Annotated in this window: 23 protein-coding genes; 12 read left to right on the top strand and 11 right to left on the bottom strand. The window is 61.5% G+C overall.

Annotated features, from left to right (window positions below; all coding sequences use genetic code 11):
- Window positions 1-26: 26 nt before the first annotated feature.
- The gene (locus tag B0919_RS09975; protein WP_176132977.1) at window positions 27-1,382 is read right to left on the bottom strand and encodes a T9SS type A sorting domain-containing protein; all 1,356 of its coding nucleotides are present in this window, start codon (window positions 1,380-1,382) and stop codon (window positions 27-29) included.
- Window positions 1,383-1,996: 614 nt separating this feature from the next.
- Here B0919_RS09975 and B0919_RS09970 point away from each other — a divergent pair.
- The 4 genes from B0919_RS09970 to rplS all read left to right on the top strand — a co-directional run bounded on the left by B0919_RS09970 (window position 1,997) and on the right by rplS (window position 4,500).
- The gene (locus tag B0919_RS09970) at window positions 1,997-2,536 is read left to right on the top strand and encodes a 30S ribosomal protein S16 (RefSeq protein ID WP_078012101.1); all 540 of its coding nucleotides are present in this window, start codon (window positions 1,997-1,999) and stop codon (window positions 2,534-2,536) included.
- Window positions 2,537-2,671: 135 nt separating this feature from the next.
- Window positions 2,672-3,268, top strand: coding sequence for a ribosome maturation factor RimM (gene rimM / locus B0919_RS09965; protein ID WP_078012100.1), 597 nt, complete (start codon window positions 2,672-2,674; stop codon window positions 3,266-3,268).
- A 45-nt stretch (window positions 3,269-3,313) separates the two neighbouring features.
- The gene (gene trmD / locus B0919_RS09960) at window positions 3,314-4,051 is read left to right on the top strand and encodes a tRNA (guanosine(37)-N1)-methyltransferase TrmD (protein WP_078012099.1); all 738 of its coding nucleotides are present in this window, start codon (window positions 3,314-3,316) and stop codon (window positions 4,049-4,051) included.
- Between the two features lie 92 nt (window positions 4,052-4,143).
- On the top strand, window positions 4,144-4,500 hold the full coding sequence (rplS, locus tag B0919_RS09955) for a 50S ribosomal protein L19 (RefSeq protein ID WP_078012098.1): 357 nt from the start codon (window positions 4,144-4,146) through the stop codon (window positions 4,498-4,500).
- A 126-nt stretch (window positions 4,501-4,626) separates the two neighbouring features.
- Here the strand turns inward: rplS and B0919_RS09950 are convergent, their stop codons facing one another.
- Window positions 4,627-5,037 carry a hypothetical protein gene (locus B0919_RS09950; protein ID WP_078012097.1) on the bottom strand — a complete coding sequence of 137 codons (411 nt, stop codon included), beginning with the start codon at window positions 5,035-5,037 and terminating at the stop codon, window positions 4,627-4,629.
- Window positions 5,038-5,191: 154 nt separating this feature from the next.
- On the opposite strand from B0919_RS09950, the gene B0919_RS25210 reads away from it, so the two are divergent.
- Together B0919_RS25210 and B0919_RS09945 are read left to right on the top strand one after the other, a co-directional pair.
- Complete coding sequence (locus B0919_RS25210; protein ID WP_176132975.1) at window positions 5,192-8,188, top strand: M1 family metallopeptidase; 2,997 nt, start codon at window positions 5,192-5,194, stop codon at window positions 8,186-8,188.
- Window positions 8,189-8,315: 127 nt separating this feature from the next.
- Window positions 8,316-8,792, top strand: a complete 477-nt coding sequence (locus B0919_RS09945) for an inorganic diphosphatase (protein WP_254846549.1) — start codon at window positions 8,316-8,318, stop codon at window positions 8,790-8,792.
- 78 nt (window positions 8,793-8,870) lie between these two features.
- On the opposite strand, the gene B0919_RS09940 is transcribed toward B0919_RS09945, so the two are convergent.
- Window positions 8,871-9,575, bottom strand: coding sequence for a hypothetical protein (locus tag B0919_RS09940; protein ID WP_078012095.1), 705 nt, complete (start codon window positions 9,573-9,575; stop codon window positions 8,871-8,873).
- 264 nt (window positions 9,576-9,839) lie between these two features.
- On the opposite strand from B0919_RS09940, the gene B0919_RS09935 reads away from it, so the two are divergent.
- The 4 genes from B0919_RS09935 (at window position 9,840) to B0919_RS25865 (ending at window position 12,286) form a co-directional block, all read left to right on the top strand.
- A complete protein-coding gene (locus tag B0919_RS09935) occupies window positions 9,840-10,247 on the top strand; it encodes a 6-pyruvoyl trahydropterin synthase family protein (RefSeq protein ID WP_078012094.1) in 408 nt (135 codons plus the stop codon).
- On the top strand, window positions 10,240-10,902 hold the full coding sequence (folE, locus tag B0919_RS09930; protein WP_078012093.1) for a GTP cyclohydrolase I FolE: 663 nt from the start codon (window positions 10,240-10,242) through the stop codon (window positions 10,900-10,902). Before B0919_RS09935 ends, folE begins: the two co-directional genes overlap by 8 nt.
- A 94-nt stretch (window positions 10,903-10,996) precedes the next feature.
- The gene (locus B0919_RS09925; protein ID WP_078012092.1) at window positions 10,997-11,926 is read left to right on the top strand and encodes a TIGR01777 family oxidoreductase; all 930 of its coding nucleotides are present in this window, start codon (window positions 10,997-10,999) and stop codon (window positions 11,924-11,926) included.
- A gap of 114 nt (window positions 11,927-12,040) precedes the next feature.
- A complete protein-coding gene (locus tag B0919_RS25865) occupies window positions 12,041-12,286 on the top strand; it encodes a BPTI/Kunitz domain-containing protein (protein ID WP_078012091.1) in 246 nt (81 codons plus the stop codon).
- A 204-nt stretch (window positions 12,287-12,490) separates the two neighbouring features.
- Here the strand turns inward: B0919_RS25865 and B0919_RS09915 are convergent, their stop codons facing one another.
- From B0919_RS09915 to B0919_RS09880, 8 genes are all read right to left on the bottom strand, one after another.
- On the bottom strand, window positions 12,491-14,884 hold the full coding sequence (locus B0919_RS09915; protein WP_254846538.1) for a penicillin-binding protein 1A: 2,394 nt from the start codon (window positions 14,882-14,884) through the stop codon (window positions 12,491-12,493).
- Between the two features lie 83 nt (window positions 14,885-14,967).
- Window positions 14,968-15,315: a hypothetical protein gene (locus B0919_RS09910; protein ID WP_078012089.1), complete on the bottom strand. Its 348-nt coding sequence runs from the start codon at window positions 15,313-15,315 to the stop codon at window positions 14,968-14,970.
- Window positions 15,312-15,794, bottom strand: a complete 483-nt coding sequence (locus tag B0919_RS24690) for a hypothetical protein (protein WP_139362036.1) — start codon at window positions 15,792-15,794, stop codon at window positions 15,312-15,314. Before B0919_RS24690 ends, B0919_RS09910 begins: the two co-directional genes overlap by 4 nt.
- A gap of 11 nt (window positions 15,795-15,805) precedes the next feature.
- Window positions 15,806-16,573 (bottom strand): hypothetical protein, encoded by a 768-nt coding sequence (locus B0919_RS24685; protein ID WP_139362035.1) that lies wholly within the window; start codon window positions 16,571-16,573, stop codon window positions 15,806-15,808.
- A 91-nt stretch (window positions 16,574-16,664) separates the two neighbouring features.
- Window positions 16,665-16,967, bottom strand: coding sequence for a hypothetical protein (locus B0919_RS09900; protein WP_078012087.1), 303 nt, complete (start codon window positions 16,965-16,967; stop codon window positions 16,665-16,667).
- 37 nt (window positions 16,968-17,004) lie between these two features.
- Complete coding sequence (locus B0919_RS09895; RefSeq protein WP_078012086.1) at window positions 17,005-18,672, bottom strand: DUF4173 domain-containing protein; 1,668 nt, start codon at window positions 18,670-18,672, stop codon at window positions 17,005-17,007.
- Window positions 18,673-19,149: 477 nt separating this feature from the next.
- On the bottom strand, window positions 19,150-19,449 hold the full coding sequence (locus B0919_RS09885) for a winged helix-turn-helix domain-containing protein (protein ID WP_078012084.1): 300 nt from the start codon (window positions 19,447-19,449) through the stop codon (window positions 19,150-19,152).
- 90 nt (window positions 19,450-19,539) lie between these two features.
- Window positions 19,540-20,241, bottom strand: a complete 702-nt coding sequence (locus tag B0919_RS09880; protein ID WP_078012083.1) for a hypothetical protein — start codon at window positions 20,239-20,241, stop codon at window positions 19,540-19,542.
- A gap of 331 nt (window positions 20,242-20,572) precedes the next feature.
- Here B0919_RS09880 and B0919_RS24680 point away from each other — a divergent pair, with 331 nt between their 5' ends.
- Both B0919_RS24680 and B0919_RS09870 read left to right on the top strand, forming a co-directional pair.
- Window positions 20,573-20,854 carry a hypothetical protein gene (locus B0919_RS24680; RefSeq protein ID WP_139362034.1) on the top strand — a complete coding sequence of 94 codons (282 nt, stop codon included), beginning with the start codon at window positions 20,573-20,575 and terminating at the stop codon, window positions 20,852-20,854.
- A gap of 4 nt (window positions 20,855-20,858) precedes the next feature.
- The gene (locus tag B0919_RS09870; RefSeq protein ID WP_078012081.1) at window positions 20,859-21,653 is read left to right on the top strand and encodes a class I SAM-dependent methyltransferase; all 795 of its coding nucleotides are present in this window, start codon (window positions 20,859-20,861) and stop codon (window positions 21,651-21,653) included.
- The last annotated feature ends 28 nt before the right edge of the window (window positions 21,654-21,681 follow it).

Here is a 21,681-nt window from a genome sequence, read left to right as displayed (position 1 = left end):
CGGGCTTTTTGTTGGGGCAGCACCGACTATTCTACCAGCAGGCGTCGGTGCACCATACCGGTGGCAGCCTGCACCTCCAGCGAATACACTCCGGCTTTGATGCCAGTCAGCGGAATCCGGGTTTGCGCGCCCGTCAGCTGACCTTTCCAAACTACGCGGCCAGTGGCGTCGAGCAGCTGTACCGGCACTGTTTTGCCTTCGCCACCTTGCCAGAGCACTTCGGCCGTACCCCGTGCCGGGTTCGGGAACACGCTTAGCTCGGCCAACGCCGCTTTGCCGGGGGCGTTGCCCGCCGCACTGCTACGCGCGAGGTACTCGACGGGCGCACAACGTACCCCGGTGGAAATCGTCTTGGTCACGGCGTTCGAACCGCACCCCGAGCTGACCGTTAGCCGCACGTCGTAGCGCTTGTTGGGTGCGAAGGTGTAAATCGTTGCCAGGTTCAGGCGGCTCGCAGGGCTGAAGTAAGAGTAGCTTGCCTGGGTGCCGGGCACCGGGGCGCCGTAGCCGTCAATCTCGACTATGTCTACCGTATGCGCATCTTCGGCAAAGCTACCCCGGCCCTCCAACCAGATATCCGTTGTATTGCCGGCCGTGCACTCAGGCACTTCCATAGACGCATGCGGCACGATACACCCGCAGCTGCCGATGTAGTTGTTCCAGTACATGTTGAGTTGCTGCTGCATGGTGCTGATCTGGCAGGGCGTCAGCGCGTATCCCCCACCGCAGTAGTCCATCATGTTGTTGCCGCAGATACCGTCAGTGTCGGCGCAGTTGTCGCCCTGAAACGGGTGCTGCAAGGAAAGTAAGTGCCCTACTTCGTGGGTAAGTACCTGCCCGGTCGCCCAGCTGGCTAGCGGGTTGTTGCTCAGGCGGCAGCTCCAATGAATACGCCACACGTTAAGCAGTTTCACCCAGTTCTGCGCGTTGGCGTACCCAAAGCCGCGGGCAATTCCGCCTAGGTATTCGTAGTTCGGGTTATCGTCCTGGCCGAGCACCAACACGTTGATTTCGTCGGCCTTGTTTCTGCCTAACTGATCAAACTGGTCAGGGCTGGCAATGCCGTTGCCCGTGCTGCTGTGGTTGGTGTTGGTGTAGTTGTAGAGGTCGGAACGGCGGTGGAAGTACACGCCCCGCAGCACGAAGTTGAGCTTGGAGTGCGGATTGGCAATGGTGTTGCCCGCGGGGCTGGTCATCTGCGGGTGGCTGTCGAGCTGCACGTTGGCAGCCCACACGATGCCTTTTGCAAATTCGTAACCGTTGGCTTGCGGGTTGGTGGGCAATTGCGGGGCGCTGGTTTGCCCTACGGGGACAAACTCATTAGTGCCGTCGTTGAACTCGTTGAAGTTACCCGTGCCGTCGTAACGCAGGATGTAATGCACATTGACCTTAATGTTCCTTCGGTCGGTACACCAAGGCGCGGGCAGGGGCGGGTCACCTCCCCCCGGCGCGATGCGGGCAGCAGTGCCTGCCGCGTGGGGTTGCGCATTCGGCGTGGCGCATACCGGGCTGATTTGTTGAGCTTTTGCTGGCCCTTGCCATAGCAGCCAACATGACAATGCGAGTAATAATGTTTTTTTCATGAAAAGATGATTAAGTGAAATAATGCCTGAAAAGAAGGGTTAAACTTCAATACAAGCAAGTGAATATTGTGATGTTAAGGTTAAACTTTTGATATACTTTTGCCGCCCCATTCGCTTCATAACCTGCCATCTAGCTACAGGCCTGTTTATAGCCTTTGTTTGACAAATGGCGGTAGCCCACCACACCTGCTAGCGACTCGGGCAAAAGGGCAGTTTTGCGTTTCCCTAACGGTATTTGGCCCTTGGCCTAAGTCTGCTTAGCCATGGGGGCTGGGCAACGGGGCCATCAAGCGGCTACCATAAGCGTTATAATTTTGCACCGCAGGTAGCTGATGCGCTGAAAATACCTACCTTTGCAGCCCAAATATTTTTTCATCCGACGCACGAGTTGCGTCACCTAACCGACACGGTTTATGGCAGTTAAAATCCGCCTCGCCCGCCGCGGCCGCAAAAAGGCCGCTATGTACGACATCGTAGTAGCTGACTCGCGCAGCCCGCGCGACGGCCGCTTTATCGAGAAGATCGGTACCTACAACCCGCTCACCAACCCGGCCAGCATCAACTTCGACGCCGACAAGGCTTTCGATTGGCTGATGAAGGGCGCCCAGCCCACCGACACCGTGCGCGCCATGCTGTCGTACCGCGGTGTACTGTTCCGCAAACACCTGCAGCTCGGCGTTATCAAAGGCGCCATCACGCAGGACGTAGCTGATCAGCGCTACACCACGTGGCTGGACGAGAAGAACGCCAAGATTGAAGGCAAGCGCACCGACGTGGGCGCCGCCAAGGACGAAGCGCGCAAGCAGCAGCTGGCCGCCGAAACCAAGGTGCGCGAGGCTCGCGCTGAAGCACTGCGTCAGAAGCAAGCCGCTGCTGCCGCTGCCAACGCTCCGGCTGCTGAAGCTCCCGAGGCTGCCGAAGCTCCGGCCGAAAGCACCGAGGAAAACGCCTAATTCAGTTTAGGAAGTTTTTGAGTTTAGGAGTTATTGAGTTTGAGAGTTTTGGAGTTTCCACCTGGAGGCTTCAACTCTTAAACTCAATAACTCCTAAACTTTTTAACTCCCAAACTCAACAACTCATCAACTCCCATGAACCTTGACGAAAGCTACGAGCTGGGCTATGTGGTAAAAACCCACGGCCTGCGCGGGCAACTGGTGGCCGAGCTGGACGTGGACAGCGTGGAGGACTACCGCAAAGTGGCCGAAGTATTCGTGGAGCGCCCGGCCGGCTCGGGCAAGCTGCACCCCTTCGCCGTGGAGCGCCTCACGCCGCAGGCCGGCACCCGCGTACTGCTCAAGCTCAAAACCGTGGACCGCATCGAGGACGCGGAGCTGTTCCGCGGGCTGAAGCTGTACCGCCCGCTGGCCGACCTGCCCGAGCTGGAAGAAGACCAGTTCTACTTCCACGAGGTGGTGGGCTATACCGTGGTCGACGCGAACCTAGGCCGGCTGGGCACCGTGGAGTCGTTTTACGAACTACCGGAGCAGGTACTGCTGGCCATGCGCTACCAGGAGCAGGAAGTGCTGATTCCGGTAGTCGACGAGCTGATTCAGCACGCCGACGAGGACACCAAGGAGCTGCACGTCACCCTTCCCGAAGGCCTGCTCGACATCTACCTCAACCCCGGCGCGCCGGATGACGAGGACGAAGCGGAACCGTCGGAAGACGAAAAAGCCGCTCAGTAACCGTCTGCTGTTTCCAAGCCTCACCCCTGCTGCTGCACCCGCGTCATGCGCTTCGACATCATCACTTGCCAGCCGGAATTGCTGACCAGCCCCTTTGCCCATTCCATCGTGAAGCGGGCCCAGGAAAAAGGCCTGGCGGAAATTCACCTGCACGATTTGCGCCAGTTCGCCATCAACAAGCACGGGCAGATCGACGACTACGCCTTTGGCGGCGGGGCCGGCATGGTGCTGCGTCCCGAGCCCATTGCCGCCTGCATCGACGGGCTGCGGGCCGAACGCGCGTACGACGCCATCATCTACCTCACGCCCGACGGGCCCACGTTCCGGCAGGCGGCCGCCAACCGCCTCTCGCTGCTGCAGAACGTGATTCTGCTCTGCGGCCACTACAAGGGCGTGGATGAGCGCATCCGCGAGGAGTACGTGACGGAGGAAATCAGCGTGGGCGACTTCGTGCTCAGCGGCGGTGAGCTAGGCGCGGCCGTAGTAGTCGACGCCGTGGTGCGCCTGCTGCCGGGCGTGCTCGGCAATGAGGAATCCGCCCTCAGTGACTCGTTTCAAGACAATCTGCTGGCGCCACCGGTGTACACCCGCCCGGCGGAGTGGCGCGGCCGCGAGGTGCCAGCCATCCTCATGTCGGGCGACACGCCCAAAGTAGAGGACTGGCGCCACGAGCAGGCCCTGGCCCGCACCCAGCAGCGTCGCCCCGATTTGCTGGCTGATATGCCCGCGGAAGCCTTTGAAGAGCCGCGCAAGCCGCGCCGCCGGAAAAAACCTAACGCTTAGTGTTGTAGCCCGGGCGAAACTCACTATATTTGCGCCTCCTTACTGAAACCACTTGGGCGGCGGCGCCGCCTTTTTTAGATTTTTTTGCTGTCATGAGCCAACTTCTCGACCTCATCAACCAGGAAGCCAAAGAGCGCCGCGCCAGCTTCCCGGAATTCGCTGCCGGTGACACCGTAAACGTGCACGTTAAGATCCGCGAAGGCAACAAGGAGCGCGTTCAGCAGTTCCAGGGCGTGGTTATCCAGCGCCGGAACTCGGGCACCAACGGTGAAACCTTCACCGTGCGCAAAGTGTCGAACCAGATCGGCACCGAGCGTATCTTCCCGATCATCTCGCCGAACATCGACAAGATCGAGCTGATCCGCCGCGGTAAAGTGCGTCGCGCCCGCCTGTTCTACCTGCGCGGCCTCTCGGGCAAAGCTGCTCGTATCAAAGAGAAGCGCGCCTAAGGCACCCTGTCTCCAAGCTCAAACCGGGCCTCTACCCTTGCGGTGGAGGCCCGGTTTTTTATGCGCAATTCAAGCGGAGCAACTCCTCAGGCGCGGCTCGAAGTGCTACGCAACGAGCTATTGGGTTCAGGCGTTTTTGCGGTTTGCAGAATCCTGCCGCAGGTCATCTTCGGCGGAAGTACGGCCGCCCGCTACTTGCTTGGCTGCCTCCAGCAGCGCTTGGCCAAGGTTCTCAATGCGCGACTGAATGCCACTCTCCTGAGCGAAGTGGGCCGCTTTCTGGGTATTGACGCCGAGGCGGTGCAGCAGCTGGCCCACCAGCTTGTGGTCGATGGCCCCGCCGCCGAAGTGCGCCTTCAGGGCCTGCAAATCGGTGATGAGGTCGTGCAGCTCGGGGTTGTGCGCCACTTTCAGGTCTTCAATCCAGTTCTGCAGGCGGTTGTCGAGGCTGGCGCGGGCGGCACCTTCCTGCAAATCACCGCTGAGGAAGTTGGCCGTGGCGTCGAGGTGTACTTGGTGATTCGAGTCCTTTTGCATGAGCTACGCGGGTTGAGGGTGAAACGTGGATCTTCCAAGCTGCGGCATCAGGCTAACGTGCGCCGGAAAGCCGGGGTTATGCGCGGGCACGAGCGGGAAAACGCCTTCGGCCTTGAACACGTACTTTCGCCACGCATTCGCCCCTTACTTTCCTATGCAAAAACTATTAGCTGGCCTCGCGCTGGCGGTGCTGCCCCTGGCGGCTTCGGCGCAGACTGACCGCCCCTACTGGCAGCAGGAAGTCAATTACTCCATCGACGTGAGCCTCGACGACCAGCAGCACCTGCTCACGGGTCGCGAGGAAATGCAGTACGTCAACAATTCGCCCGACGCGCTGCCATTCATCTGGATTCACCTCTGGCCCAACGCTTACAAAGACAACAGCAGCGCCTTTGCCCGCCAGCAGCGGCAGCAGGACAAGCGCAAGTACGAGTTTGCCAAGGCCAGCCAGCGCGGCTACATCGATCAGCTCGACTTCAAAGTGGACGGGCAGTCGGCCCAGCTGCAATACGACTCGCAGAATCCCGATATAGCCAAGCTGGTGCTGCCGCAGCCGCTACAGCCGGGCCAGCGCGTCACCATCAGCACGCCTTTCCGCGTAAAACTGCCCGACTCCTTTTCGCGCATGGGCCACGTGGGGCAGAGCTACCAGATCAGCCAGTGGTACCCGAAGCCGGCGGTGTACGACCGCAGCGGCTGGCACCCCATCCCCTACCTTGATCAGGGCGAGTTTTACTCCGAGTTCGGCTCCTTCGATGTGCGCATCACGCTGCCCGACAACTACGTGGTGGGCGCCACCGGTGAGCTGCAGAACCCCGACGAAAAAGCCCGCCTGGATCAGCTGGCCACCGCCGGGGCGCAGAAGGCGGCCAGTCCGGACGGCTTCGGCAAGGACGATAAGTTTCCGGCCTCGGCCCCCAACACCAAGACCCTGCGCTACGTGCAGGACCGCGTGCACGACTTCGCCTGGTTTGCCGACAAGCGCTTCAACGTGCTCAAGGACACCGTAACGCTGCCCGGCTCGGGCCGCGTGGTGACGGCGTGGATGCTCTTCACCAACGGCAATGCCAAGGGCTGGGTGGCCCACCGCAACGACCTGCGCTACGCCCTGCAAGGCTACTCCCGCTGGGTAGGCGAATACCCGTACTCGGCTGCTACCGCCGTCGACGGGGCGCTGAGCGCCGGCTCGGGCATGGAGTACCCCATGGTGACGGTGACTGACCCATTTGCCATCATCCACGAAGTAGGCCACAACTGGTTTTACGGCATTCTGGCTTCCAACGAGCGGGAGTACCCGTGGCTGGACGAAGGCGTAAACACTTACCTGGAAAGCCGCGTGACCGAAGCGGCTCAGCAGCCGCCATCGGACCCGTTGGCCAAAGTGGCTACGGGCCCCAAGGTGGCCGCCAAGTTCGATCTGGAAGGCGTGCCAGCTGCGGCCATATCGCAGCTGCAGTGGCAGGTGCCCGCCAGCCGCGGCTACGACCAGGCGGTGGCAGGCGTACCAGCCGCCGGGTACACGGGCTACAACTACGGAGCAGTAGTGTACATGAAGACGGCCGGCTTGCTGCGCTACCTCGCTGGCTACCTTGGTCAGGAGAAGTTCGACCAGGGTATGCGGCTGTACTTCGACCGATGGAAATTCCGTCACCCCAGCCCGGCCGATTTTCAGGCGGCGTTTGAAGAAGCCGCCGGCCAGAAGCTGGACTGGTTCTTCCAGCAGATGATGGGCACGACCACGCGTTACAACGCCACCATCGGCGACCTGATGCTGGCCGATCAGCAGGTGAAAGTGCTAGTGCGCAACGAATCCACCTCGCCCTGGGCCGTGCCTGTGGCTACCGTGGATACGCAAGGCAAGGTGCTGGAACTGCAATGGACGCCAGTATTTGGCGGCCGCGAAGCCGAAACCAACTCTAACACGGAGGATACGGACGTTACGCAACTCAACTTCCGCCGCACGCCCGAAGTAGCTGCCGTGGTTGTCGACCCGCAGTACCTTACGCCCCAGCTGAACCGCCGCGACGACCGGCGCCGCCTCAGCGGCGCGCTGTCCACGCTGGAACCGGTGCGCCTGCGGCCGCTGCTGAGCATGGAGCGTTGGGACCGTTCGGCCGTGAACTGGCTGCCCGTGCTCGGAGCCAACACCTACGACAAGTTTATGCTCGGCGCTGCCTTCTACAACAACCCGCTGGTGCTCAACCGCATCAGCTACGTGGTAGCGCCCATGTTCAGCTTCAACCGCGGCGACCTGAAAGGCTTCGGACAGATCAACCTCAACTCCCTGCCCAGCGGCCGCGTGCTGCAGCGCGTCACCACCAGCTTCCTAGCCACGCGTTTTGAGCGCTACACCAAGCTGGAACCCAGCGTGATGCTGGAGCTGCGCCGCCGGCGCCCCGCTGGCCCGCAGCAAACGGTGCAGCTTGCTTACACCATCGTGCGGTCAGATGACTTCCTTTCCGACAACATCATCCCGACGGCCCGCTACGAGCTGCGCGGCGGCGACGCTATCCGGCAGTTCGGTGCCGAGCTGGAGCTGAACAGCTTCACCCCGCGCAAGGCCGGCACCAGCTACGAAGCTCCCCTACTGGCACGAGCGGCCGTCCGTTACGCGCACTTGTATTCGGCTAAGCACGGCGTGCGCGCCCGCTTGTTTGGCGGCCGGTTCTTCAACCAGCAGGCCGACAACTTCCGCTACGTGATGGGCCTGAGCGGCAGCCCCGATTACCGCCGCCAAACGACCTTCCTTGACCGCCGGCAGATATCCGACGCCTACACGGCGCAGGTGCACCAGACCGACGACCGTGACGGCGCCTTTAAAGCCTTCCTGCCCGTGGCTACCAACCGCTGGCTGACCACGCTGAACCTGGAAGCTGACCTTCCGGTGACGTCCTTCGCAGTTTTTGCCGATTTTGGGGCCACCGACCGCCGCCAGCTACTGCCTAACGGCCGCGACCAGCGCCTGTTCTACGACGCCGGCTTAGTACTGCCGGTGTTCAATGACTTCTTGCGCTTTTATTTGCCGGTGGCCGGCTCGCAGTACGCCGACGGCCTTCCCAACAGCCGTAAGGACTTCACCGACCGCATCCGCTTTGTTCTCAACCTGCAAAAAGCCAACCCCCTACGCTTGCTCGACCAGCTCCTGCAGTAACCACGCCTTCGGGCGCTGGGCATCCCTTGTCGCACTGGCAGCTGGCCTTCTGGTCGGCTGCCAGTCGCGTTATGATGAGCTGCCAACGTACTCGGAGGAGCGCCACTTGCTGCAAGTGGTAGTGGAAATGCCTGCCGGCACCAACCGCCTCGTGCGCTACAACGCTGCGCAGAACACTTTTCAGCCTGAGCAACGCGCCGGTGTTGACCGCATGGTCTCGTTTCTGCCGACGCCCGCTAACCTGGGCTTCGTTCCCGCCACGCACTTACCGGCTTCGCCGCGGCACCCCGAAGGCCAGCGGCAGCCCGCGCTGGTGCTGGCCGAAAGCCAGCCTGCGGGTACGGTGCTGGAAGTTATTCCCATCGGGCTGCTGTTGCTCGACCGGGCCGGCGAAATGGAATCGGTACTGGTGACGGTGCCAGCAAGACCAAGCCAGCGCATCCTGCCGGTTACCACCTGGCACGAGCTGCTTAGCCAGTACCCCACCGCCCGCGAGGTATTACGGCTGTGGTTTCAGCGCTCCGGCGAACCAGGCGAAGTGCGTGTGGTGGGCTGGCGCGACGAGCGCGCCGCCGAAAAGCAAATCCGGCAGGCAACGCGGTAACTGCCGCCAAAAACAAAGCGGCCCCGCCGGGTAGGCGGGGCCGCTTCAGGTTGAGCTAATCTTAAGTAGCGGGGCAGACTACTCGATTTTGTTCATGCGCTCTTTTACCGACTCCAGCTGCACGCGCATGTTCACAATGTCGGCGCGAGCGGCTTCCTGCTCTTTCAGGTTGGAGTCCACCATGTTGTTGAGCTTCACCAGATCGGCGGCGTTTTCGGCCAGCTGCTGCTGAATTTCAATCTTCTTGGCTTTGTTCTTCTCAATGTCCTTCTTGATAGCGTCCTGCTTAGCAATAACGGCCATGTGGTTGTTCTGCGAGTTGATCAGGGCCTTTTCAGCTTCGTTGATCTGCAGGGCAATGTCTTCGCGGTACAGGCTGCGAGCAAAGTCCTTCAAGTAGGTTTCGGCCGACTTCCACTGCTGCGGCGTGGCGTCTTTGCTCAGGTAAGCGTTGCCCAGGTCAATTGACCACCACACGGTGGTACCGGTCGGCACGGCGTCTACTTTCGAGATGATGCGGATTGGGGTTTTGGAAATCGATTCCACCACCACGCCGTCCATCGAGTACACACCTTTATCAGCCTTTACCTTGCCGATTTTCTCGTTGATGAGTTTTACCCACGAGTCTTCGACGCGCTTGCTGTCCAACTGAATCGTGACGCGCTGACCTTTACGCGGAATGCCTTTAATAGCCATGTCCGTTTCGTCAACGGGGGAGCGTTGCGCGAAACCAGCAGTCGTCAGGACGAACAGCAACAGTGAGAGGAGTACGCCTGATTTCATAAGAAGTGAAATGAGTTGGAAGAAACGTTGGAAAAAGTCGTAACCGGCGTAAACTTGGTTAACAACTCACCAAATTTAACCAACCCTGTACAATGCCCGACGTAGTACCAAGGATTTTTTTCCGAAAGCAGCACTTTTATTAGATTAGTAATTTTACATATTTACAAAGTACAACATATCAAAAATACATCCTTGATAAAGTACTGTGCTTTAGGATGATGTAAAATTGAAAACAAAGTTTATCTTCCGCGGGTTATGCCCCCCATGAACGTAACAATCGGTCGTACCGAACACTTCAACGCCGCCCACCGCCTGCACAATACGGGGTGGTCCGACGAGCAGAACACGGCCGTATTTGGCCCGTGCAACAATCCTAACTACCACGGGCATAACTACGTGCTGACGGTGCGCCTGACCGGCACGCCCGACCCCGACACGGGCTACGTATATGACCTCAAGCGCCTGAGTGACCTCATCAAGCGCGAGATTCTGGATACCTTTGACCACCGAAACCTCAACTTAGACGTTGCGGATTTTCGCCAGCTCAACCCCACGGCCGAGAATATTGCCATGGTGTGCTGGCAGCGATTGCGTCCTCACCTGGCCGCTCATCTGGCCTTATCGGTCACGCTCCACGAGACGGACCGCAATTTTGTAGAATACCATGGCTAACCAGCCCGACTCCGCCGCCGGCCTGCCCGATTCGCATCTGGCAGCCGACCTGCGTACGCCCCTGCGCCCCAACGCTTTTGCCCTGAGCGAAGAAGAAAAAATCGAAGGCATCACCGAGCATTTCCGCCACATCATGGATCTGCTCGGCCTCGACCTGACCGATGACAGCCTGGCCGGTACCCCGCGCCGCGTGGCCAAAATGTTCGTTAACGAGTGGTTCCGCGGCCTCGACCCCAAGCACCGACCCGAGGTGCGGCTATTCGAGAACCGCTACCAGTACCAGCAGATCCTGGTAGAGCGCGACATTACCTTGTTCAGCTGCTGTGAGCACCACTTCGTGCCCATCATCGGCAAGGCGCACGTGGCTTACCTGCCGGGCAAGCACGTAGTGGGCCTCTCGAAGCTCAACCGCGTGGTGCAGTATTACGCCCGCCGGCCGCAAGTACAAGAACGCCTCACCCGCCAAATTGCACTGGAGCTGCAGCAGAGCCTGCAAACCGAAGATGTGGCCGTGCTCATCGAGGCCGATCATCTGTGCGTGATGAGCCGCGGCGTGAATGACACGAGTAGCTCGACGCTGACGGCCGAATACGGCGGCCGTTTTGGGGAGGACGAAGCCCTGCGGCGCGAGTTTCTGCGCCTGCTCGGCAAATAACGAACTGACCCTCTACCGATTTGCGTTTGGGCTGTACCTTTGCGGCCTTTTCGGCCGGCGTTTTTCCCATTAAGCCGGGCGTACTGCTCTATCCATGAAACCTTCCTTGCGCAAAGTGTTGATTTCGGGTGGCCGCGGCCTGATTGGTATGCGGTTGTCGGAAATGCTCATTGATGCCGGCTATGAGGTGGCGCATCTCAGCCGGCAAACTACCTACGGGCACTACTGCTCCTTCCGCTGGGACCCGGCCGCCGGGCAAATCGACGAGGCCGCCATCGGTTACGCTGACTTCATCGTGAACTTGGCCGGAGCCAGCGTTTCGGAAGGCAAGTGGACCGACGAGCGGAAACAGGACATCCTGGCCAGCCGCGTGGGCGGTACTACCCTGCTGGCCCGCGAGCTGCGCGACAAGCCCCACCACGTGAAGGCGTTCATCTCGGCCTCGGCCATCGGGGTGTACGGCGACGCCGACGACCGACTACTCACCGAAGATGCCCCGCCCGCGCCCGCCGATGACTTCCTGGCCGAAGTAGCCACGCAGTGGGAACGGGCTGCCAAGCAAGTGCAGGATCTGGGCATCCGCACGGTGGTCACGCGCATTGGGGTAGTCCTCAGCAACGAGGGTGGCGCGCTGCCAACCATTGCCCGTCCGGTGAAGCTGGGGGCGGGCGCCGTGCTCGGCTCGGGCCGGCAGTACATGTCGTGGATTCACATCGACGATGTATGCCGGCTGCTGATTCAGATGATGGAAGAATCAGAGTGGCAGGGCACTTACAACGCAGTATCACCCAACCCGGTGACCAATAAAGAATTCACTGCCACCCTGGCCGACGCCCTGCACCGCCCGTTGGTACTGCCCAAGGTGCCGGAGTTCGGCCTGAAGCTGGTGATGGGCGAGATGAGCGAAATTGTGTTGGCCTCGCAGCGCGTGAGTGCGCAGAAAATCATGGAGCAGGGCTTCCAGTTTGAGTACCCGGAGCTGCGCGGCGCGCTGGCCTCCTTCTACCAGCGCGACGAGGAGTAGTAGCCAGCCTCACCGCCAGTTTAAGAGAGCGGATGACTGCTCTGGCCTAGGCGGCTAAGTAGCTGCGATAATGTTGCTTTGCAACTTTTCTTCGCTGCCTCGACTCCTCAAGGTATGAAGCAGATATACTATGCCCTCTTGCTCAGCTGTGGCACGCTCCTGGGTTGCGAAAAGAAAGAACGCGTCCTGCCTGAGCAGTGCCGGCTGGAGCCCAACGCCGGTCCGTGCATGGCTGCTATGCCAAAGTATTATTATAATCCCAAAAATGGCCGGTGTGAGCAGTTCATCTGGGGTGGTTGCGGCGGCGTGGTGCCCTTCCAAACACTGCAAGAGTGTAAGGACTGCGGCTGCGAAAAGTAGCTTCAGCGACGAATGCGTGCTAATTGCGCACCCGCCATTTGCTTCATGCATCGGCTAGGGAACCGCGTGTTGTGTTGGTACTGAGGCACGGACTTTAGCCAAACGCTGTCCTATGCTATCAGTCCGCGTATGTTGTGGCGCAGCTTACACCATCCGTCTCGTAGCCCCTGCCGGCAAGCCAAGTAAAAATCCAGTAAGGCGGCCTTACGGGATTTTTAGGCTATCGGGTACTGCAATAGTGCCGGTGTTGAGCTGCTCCAGCAGGTTATCCGTGGCAATGGTATCAATTTCAATCTTCTTGCGGCGCGGCCGGTCGTCCTCGCTGTAGCAGATGTACTTACGGTTGATTTTGCCGGGGTACTTCGGAAACGGCCCGGGCGTGATGCTCAGGTCGGAGTCCTTGTAGAGCTTTTCCATGTACGAGCCGAATACGGGCAGGGCCATACGGCCGCCCTCGCCCTGCTCGGAGCGGAAAAAGTGGATGCTGCGGTCTTCGCCGCCGACCCACACCCCGGTTACCAAATCCTTGGTGATGCCCATGTACCAGCCATCGGAGTAGTTGGAGGTGGTACCGGTCTTGCCGCCGATCTGGTTGTCCTTCTTCCACAGCTCGAAGTCCCACAGGCCCTGCGAGGTGCCGCCGGGCTCCTCCATGCCGCCGCGCAGCATATACACCATCAGCCAAGCCGTTTCGGCCGAAATGGCGGGCGTTTGCTGCGGATCAAACTGCTTGATGACGTTGCCGTTGCGGTCCTCAATGCGCGTGACGATGAGCGGCTCGGGCCGAAAACCGCCATTAACGAAGGTGCTGTAGGCGTTGACCATCTCGAACACGCTCACGTCGCCGGCCGAACCCAGGCCGATGCTGGGCACCGGCAGCAGCTTGCTGCGGATGCCGACTTTGTGGGCGTACTTGGCCACCTCGTCCCAGCCCACGCGCTCGGTCAGCTGGGCCGTCACGGAGTTGACGGAGCGGGCCATGGCGTGGCGCAGCGTCATGTTGGAGCCGGTGTACTCGCGCGTCACGTTGTCGGGCTGCCACTCCATGGGCTTGCCGTTTTCCACGTACTTGATGGTCACGCGCTGGTCCCGGATTCGGTCACAGGGCGCGTAGCCTTTGTCGAGAGCCGTCAGGTACACGAAAGGCTTGAAGGTGGAGCCGGCCTGGCGCTTGCCCTGCTTGACGTGGTCGTACTGGAAGAAGCGGTAGTTCAGCCCGCCCACCCAGGCCTTGATGTGGCCCGTGTACGGGTCCATGGACATCATGCCCGCGTGCAGGAAGTGCTTGTAGTACGCCAGCGAATCGAGCGGCGAGAGCAGCAGCGTGGTGTCGCCGTCGCCCTTCCACGTAAACACCTTCATGGGGCGCTTGGCGTGCAGGGCCGAATCGAGGCGGGCGGGCTGGCCCTTGTAGCGGGCAGCCAGCTCCTTGTAGAGCTCCGTCCGCTTGATCTGCGTCTCGATGAAGTTCGGAATTTCGTTGCCGTCCTCGTCCACCCAGGGGTTCTTGCCGCGGTTGCGCCAGAAGTTGTCGAAGGAGCGCTGCAGCATTTTCATGCGCTTCTGCACGGCTTCTTCGGCGTGGGCCTGCATACGCGAGTCGAGGGTGGTGTAGATTTTCAGCCCGTCGCGGTACATGTCGTAGCCGTTCTTCTCGCACCAGTTGTTCACAAACTGGCTAATGGCCGAGCGGAAGTAGTTTTCGGGCCCGTCCACGTGCTTTTCTACCTGGTAGCTGAGCACAATGGGCTGCGCCTGCAGCGCCGTCACCTGAGCAACGGGCAACGCGCCCGCCTGCCCCATGCGCGCCAGGACCAGGTTACGGCGCTTGGTGGCCGCTTCGGGGTGAAACTTAGGGTTGTAGGCCGTGGGGTTGTTCAGCCCACCGATGAGCACAGCGGCCTGCTCGGGCGTGAGCGAATCGGGCGTGGTGCTGAAAAACGTTTTGGCGGCGACTTTGATGCCGTAGGCCTGCGAGCCGTAATCCACCGTGTTGAGGTACATCCGCAGAATCTCTTCCTTGGTGTAGCGACGCTCCAGCTCCACGGCCGTCAGCCACTCCTTGAGCTTGGCTACCACGGTGCCTACCACCGGCACTTTCCCCAGCACACCCTGCTCCTCGCGACGGGTTTTGTAGAGGTTTTTGGCCAGCTGCTGCGTGATGGTGGAGCCGCCGCGCTTCTGCCCGCGCAGGGTCGCTACCACGGAGCCCGCCAGGGCTTGCGGATCGATGCCGGAGTGGTCCTGAAAGCGGATGTCTTCGGTGGCTACCAGCGCCTTCACCAACCAGGGCGACATGCTGTCGAGCGGCACGGGGTAGCGGTTTTCGCGGTAGTAGCGGCCCAGCTGCACCCCGTCGGCGGTGTATACCTCGGAGGGCTGCTCCACCTTGGGGTTTTCCAGCTCCTCCAGGCTCGGCGACTTGCCGAACAGGAACAGAAAGTTGGAGGCTACCAGAATGGGCAGCAGCAGGAAAAAACCCGCCGCAACGGCAAAGACCGCCCACGCCATGCGCGAAAGACGGTTGGGCCACGGCCGCTTGGCGCGGGGCTTGCGAGGGGTGGGATTGGTATGGTTCGGAGCTTCGGTCGAAGGCATTGGGCGAAAAGCACCGGACGTCAGGCACCAAGTAGGCAGGCCGGCGGAAGTACAAATATACCGGTTGCAGGCCGGGTGCGGGCTCATCCGGCGCCAATCATCTTCGAACCAGTTACAATCAAGGCTCCCAGGGCAAACAGCACCACCGGCAATGCGACCAGCCCAGCCAGTACCGCCGCCACCCGCGCGCCCAGCCGCAATACCGCCCAGGGCAAGGCATCGGCCAGCCGCCACAGCGTCCACGGCCCGGTGAGCAGCAGCCCAATGACACTCGCGGCCAGCAGTACCTGGCAGGCGGGTTCGGCCGCCGGGGTGTTGGGCCAGATTTCCTCGCGCGCAAGCAGATTCAGGGCGGCCAACACAAGTGCGGCCAGCGCCCACCACAGCAGCCGCGGGGCAGCGGCCAGCAGCGCCTTAAAGAGCCATTTCATAGCGCCTCCGTTTTCACAGCTTGAGTTAGCGGGGCATTCGATACTGAGCCGAAAATCTTGTTGCGGGCCCAAGCCTCGGCCAGGGCCAGCACCGAGGTCAGGCTCCCAATGATGTACCCGGCCGCCAGAAAATGCCAGTTGGGAAAGTCTGGGTCGGGCGGTTCCTGGCTGAGCTGCACGAATAGCCAGGTGCAGGCCAGCTCGTGCCCCAGCGTAAGCGACCAGTGCCAAAGGGCCGCCGTGCGGGAAGTCGGCCTGATGGCAAAGCGCCACCGCCACGCGCACAGCAGCAAGCCCGGCACGCCAATGGGAATGATGATGGCAAACACCAGCAGCACGTTGAGCTGCAGAATGGTCACGGCATCCTTGAACAGCTGGAACATGGCCAGCCCCTGGGCAACGGAGTAGCTTTTCTCCGCCGGGGCCGACGCGCCGGGGCTGGCCGCGGCGGGCACTTGATTAGCAACAGGCAAAGTCATCGGGCGCGGCATCAGGAAGCACGGCGGTATGATGAGGGGGCCGAGTGCGGCGCGGGCGCGGGCGGACGGATGCTGATGGTTTCGGGCTGGCGCAGCAGGTTGCAGGCTCGCTCCCATTCCTCGGCTACGCTCGCAAAAAAGCCGACCGGGCCCATGCCGCCGGCCCACAGCGCGCGGTTGTACCACAGCCATACCACCAGCGCGGTGCCGGCCGTGAGCAAGCCGTGCAGCCGCTGCCGCCACCACCAGCCCAGGGCGCTCCGGCGCGGCCGCAGCTGGCTCAGCGTGAAGCACTGAAAGTTGACGTGCATTTCTTCGTCGCGCAGCAGGCGCAGGCACAGCTGCTGCAACAGGCCCGAGTAAGTGGCGTGGTAGAGCGCCCGGAAGTACACCGTGCCCACCACTTCCGCCGTGAGCAGCACCCGCACGGTGGTTTCGAGGCTGCCCCAGCGTCGCAGCCACCGAAAAGCGTCGTTCACCCAGGAGCGGCGCAGGCGCGGCAGGCACTGCTGGTCGAGAAACTGCCCCAGCGCCTGCGAATGGTCGCCCTCTTCCTGAATCAGGCCGCGGATGGCTGCCACGTAAGCCGGGTCGCCAAGGTCGGCGGCCCGCTGCTGCAAAAACTGGCCCTCGGAGGTTTCGAAGCGCTGAAAATGCTGCAGAGAGCGGCCAGCAGCGCGTTTTTCGCGGGCGCTGAGGCAGTAAGGGTCGTCCCAGCTGACGTCGGCCAGGTGGGTTTTATTGGCGCGGAAGTACGCGGTCCAGTCAGTAAAGGTCATGGTAGTAGCGGGCCGCGGCGAGGCGGTGACAAATCAGGAGTGAGCAATCAGCAATTAGTCAGTAGCAAACCCGGCGCAATCATCCGCCGGGCTAGTGCGGGTTCAGCCCGAGGGCTATGAACAGGCAAGCCAGCAGCACCAGGCCGGCGCTGAGCACGTGAATCAGCACGGCCACCAGCCGTGCTTGCCCGGCGTTGCCGGCACCGGGCGTGGTACTACTGCGGCGCGTGACCAGCAAGTAGAGCAGGGTGTTGGCGCTGCCCAGCCCCAGAAAGAAGATGGGCCGCTGCCAGGACTCCGGGAAGTCGTCGATGGTTCGGAACAGTAGCAGCAATAGGCCCACCCCAAGCACCAGGCCCAGGCTTCGCCGCAGACCGGCGCGATTCAACGGCATAAAAGCAGGTTGAGAGTTCATAACGGGCTTGGACAGGTTAGTGCGCAACTGCAGCGTTGGACCCGGTGGTTAGCTGCTGATAAGCCGCCCAGTCGGCGTAGGTCCAGTCCTGCCAGCTGGCTTCGGCCTCGTAAGTGCGGCGCCACTCCGCCACGCGGGCATCGAGCAGCAGCTGGGCTTCGGCGGGCTTCACTTCCTCGTAGAGGGTGTAGAAGTTGCCGTTGGCGCGCACGATGTGCGGCGTGCGGTTCAGCGTGGCCCGGTGCCGAACTAGCTCGGGCAGCACGCGGCCGGGCATGTCGAGCAGGAAGCCGTAATCAATCTGCGCGAAGCCCGTGGTGAGGTTGTAGCGCGCAATCCAACTTTCCCAGTTGCCCAGGGCCAGGCTGAGCAGCACCACGTAGGCGGCCACGCTATTGAGGCGCACCAGGCTGAAAGCCGAGCGGCGCTGCCAGATCTTGAGCAGGATGGTCATGAGCCCGAACAAGGTCAGCAGCAGGAAAAAGCACACGCCGATGCGCTTGTAGGCCAAGCCCATGTGGCTGATGTAGTAGTAATTGCGCAGGCCCACCGATACGGCCAGCACCGCGTTCTGCAGGACCCACACGGTAGCGCCCCAGCGCAGGGCGGGCAGGCCGGGCCGGTAGAAGTTAAGGTTGCGGCGAAAAAACCAGAGCACGATGCCCATGGCCAGCAGAATGCTGAAAATGAGCACGTAGGTCCCCTCGTGCACGAATTGCGCAAGGTTGAAACCCGGTTCCGGCTCGAAGCCAAACCACAGCCAGCTGATGTCGATGGCGTTGACGGCCAGCAGCAGCAGATTTACCAGCCCGAACACGGCCACGGCCGCCAGGTATTCCTTGCGCAGATCGGCCAGACGGAAGCTACGGCTGCTGAAATCGGGGTGGCGCACGGCAAAGGAGGCCACCCAGTCGCGGCGGCGCAGCACCACTTCGCCAAAACGCGCTTCCCACTGCGCCAGCCCCGGGAGTGGCACGCGCAGCAGCACGGTCGCCGTAACTGCCAGGGCCAGCCCCCAAAACAGCAGGTGCCCGAACGAGAGCAGTTCCAGCCAGCGGCTTAGCCACAGGCTCAGTTGCTGCCACACGGTATCCACCACAGCGCTGTAGTGCGGGTTGGCCACCACAAACAGCATGTGAAACACCCCGAGCACTAGCACCGGCACCAGCAGCAGCCGGGCGTACCACAGCACGCGGCCGGCCTTGGTTTCGCGGCTGGGCAGGCGCCGTGCCAGCGCCGGCGGCAAGGCCACGATTACCTCCACCGCCGCGCCGAACCCGGTCAGCAAAGCCAGGATCAGCAATTTCAGGTGCGGCTGGTTGGCGTAGCCCCACAGCATCAGCAGGGAACCGCTACAGGCCAGCGCCGCCGTAAACGAGCCGTACCAGCCCATGGCGCCGCAGCTCAGCAGTACTCCGGCCAGGGTCAGCTGGAAGTAGCCCGAGCGCCAGGCAGCGTGCGGCCAGCTCGCCAGCAGAGCCAGCGTTGCCAGCAGGGTGTACAGGGCCAGGTTCAGCCCCATGCCCTGCTGCCAGAACAACACGTCAAACAGCACGACGCCCAGCGGCAGGAGCCATTTCTGGGTGGTCGTCAGTGCTAAGCGGACCGGGCGCCAGGTGCTACTGGCCGCTGGAGCAGCGGTGCGCAATGCGGCTTCGGTGGAGAAAAGCGGGAGTACGCTCATAAGATGTAAAGTTCTTTGTATTTCAAAGCTTATTGATCTAAAAAAGCCTCTGCTTGGGCCGTCGGAGTTTATTCCTGCTTTGCCCCACTTACTACTAGCAAAATCCAGAAGCACGCCACCGCTAGTGCCAACAGAAATCCTACGCTGAGCAGCATTACGCCCCACACGCCGGCCGAACCTTCGTAGCGCCGCGGCCACAGCGGCGGAGTACCCACCACCCCACTGCCGCCGCGCTGCCAGTCAGCGTCAAGCTGGCACCTGTCAGGGCCGAAGCCTCGAAATCGGTGACTAGCCCAAGCAGCGGAGGCAGCAAAAGCCAGCTGGTAAGGAAAAGTATACCGGCTCCCGCGGTAAGCAATAGCGCCAGCAGCGCTTCATCAGCAGAAGCGGCCTTCTGGCGGCAGTGAGGTAAAGTTTCGTAGCGCAGTATACTCATTTATAAAGTACTTTGTTTCGCAAAGTTTATGGCCAAAAAAATTATCCGTCGGCGCGCAGCAGCTTTTCGAGCGTGGTTAGGTGGTCCTGAAAAGCTTGTTTGCCCTCGGCAGTGGCGGCGTACGTGGTGTTGGGCTTCTTGCCCACAAACTGCTTATTGACCTGCAGATAGCCCGCTTTTTCGAGGGCAGCCACGTGGCTGGCCAAGTTGCCATCGGTCAGTTGGAGCGTTTCCTTCAGGTCGTTGAAGCTGACCGCGTCATTGGCCATGAGCACGGCCATCACGCCCAGCCGCACGCGGTGGTCGAAGGCCTTGTTGAGCTGGTGGATGACATGTTTCACGGAAGCAGGACGCTGACCGGAGTCAGGCGGCAAAGGTAGCAGGTACGGCCCCGGGCCGCTAGCGGATGAAAAGCGGGCAACTACGGCAGCTTAGTCCGCCGAGGCGGCGTGGGCCTGCCGCTCGTAGCGGTTGTACATGAGCAGGCCGTAACCGATGTGGCACAGGCCGAACCCGAGTGCAAAGAACAGAAAGGCCCAGTTGGGAGCCAAGCTTGCCACTAAACCAATGGCTATTTCGGAGATACCCAGCAGCTTAATTTCATCCAGGGTATACTTGCTGGCGTTCAGCAAAGCTACGCCGTAAAAGATGAGCATGGCCGGCACCACCAGCCCCACGGCGCCACGCAGGTAGAGCTGCAGGCAAAACAGCCCGCCGGCCACCAGCGGAATGGCCATGCTCCAGAACAGGCGGCGCACCACCGGGTCCCAGAGCGAGCGGCCCGAGCTGCGGGTGCGGCGCTGGGTAAAGAATACCGCCACTCCCCCGGCCAGCGCGATGATGCCCAAGGCCAGCATCAGCAGGAAGGGCAGCGTCGACAAGCGCAAGTCCGGCGAGCCTTCTATCAGGTGCACAAAGCCCTCTTTGCTGCCAAAGGAAGCGCCGTACAGCTCCACGCCGTTTTTGCCGCCAAACTGCGTGTTCAGGTACCAATGCCCGAAAGCGGCCCCGGCCAGTGCCACCACCCCAGCTCCTACGCCCGACAGGCCGCTCAGGGAAATAAACCGTGAGGAACGCTCCATGATGGAGCGGATTTCGGCAAGCTGGGCTAACGGATCAACGGCAGGCTTCATATTCAGAGCACTTTGTATGGCAAAGCTACAGATTGGCTTCGGCCCCGCAATATCTTCCGGAAATATTTGTTGCCCTCCCTCGAACCCGTGCATGCTTGAATTCACTTCCCAACGCCAGTCTGCGAAGGACCTGGCGGTTACCCGCAGCCTCTTTCACTGGTGGTTGACTCCGGCGCTATGGGTACTGCTGGCCCTGCCTGTGCGCCTTTGGGTTTTCAGTGAAAGCCACGCAACGAGCGATTCGCTACTGATGCGCACGGGCCAGACACTAGGGCTCTGCCTGTTGTGCTGGTTGGCGGCGGTGGTGCTGTCTTTTCCCTCCCCCGTAGTCATGACGCTGCTGCAGCGCCAGCTCTACCGTCACCTAGACCACTGGCGGCCTTGGCAACGCTGGAGTTGGCTGCTGGGCGGCAGCACGCTGGTGCACGCCGCGCCCCTGCTCCTGCTAGCTCCACTTATCGTCGATGAGCCGCTGCGCACAACCGAATCCATCAAGGCATTTTGGCGCCACACGCAATTGCTCGTCTCCGTGCTTGGCTGGTGGCTAGCCTCGCTTAGCGCCGCGGCTTGGCTGAACCGTCGCGAACTGCGCCAGCCTGTGCGCGTACCTTAGGCGTATGAAGCTGCGCCTGCACCTGTTCGAATTCGAAGACCAAAGCTGGTTTCCTAACGCCGTGCGGGCGGGCATGATGGATTACCTGCGCTTCATGATTACGCACCTGCACACCTACCGTCCTATAGTGCCGCTGCTGGCCGAGGGGCTGCGCCGCACCGGCCAGACGCAGGTGCTGGAGCTGTGCGCGGGCGCGGGCGGCGGCACCGAAGACGTACTGCGGGCTTTGCGCGCGGAGCTGGTGCCCGAGGCCCAGATTACCCTCACCGACCTGTACCCGCAGCCGGCCGCCTGGCGCCACATCGAAGCGCAGACGCAGGGCGCCATCCGGTTTGCGCCGGAAGCGGTAAATGCCTTGGAAGTGCCAGCCGGGCTATCGGGCTTTCGGGCGGTATTTTCGGCGTTTCACCACTTCCGCCCGGCCGTGGGCGAGGCCCTGCTGCGCGACGCCGTACGGGCCGGCACCGGCATCGGCGTGTTCGAGGGCGCCGGCAAGCACTGGGCCGAAATCCTGCTGGCCCTCACGGTGCTGCCCGTCGCGCAGCTGCTCATCACGCCTTTTATCCGCCCGTTTAGCCTGAGCCGCCTGTTTTTCACCTACCTCGTGCCGCTGATTCCGCTCTTTACCATCTGGGACGGCTGCGTGTCCATCCTGCGCATGTACCCGCCCGAACAACTGCTGGCCCTGGCCCACCGCGCCGACACGGCTGGGCAGTACACCTGGCAGGCCGGCAAAGTGCGCCACGCCTGGGGCCCGGAAGTAACGTACCTGATCGGCTGGCCCAAATCGGCTCAGTAGCGTAAGCCTACGCGTCCGCTACATTTAC

It is taken from the genome of Hymenobacter sp. CRA2, from assembly GCF_002007105.1.
Classification (GTDB): domain Bacteria; phylum Bacteroidota; class Bacteroidia; order Cytophagales; family Hymenobacteraceae; genus Solirubrum.
Note: the sequence above shows the minus strand (reverse complement) of the source record. Positions and strands in the feature narration are given on the sequence as shown.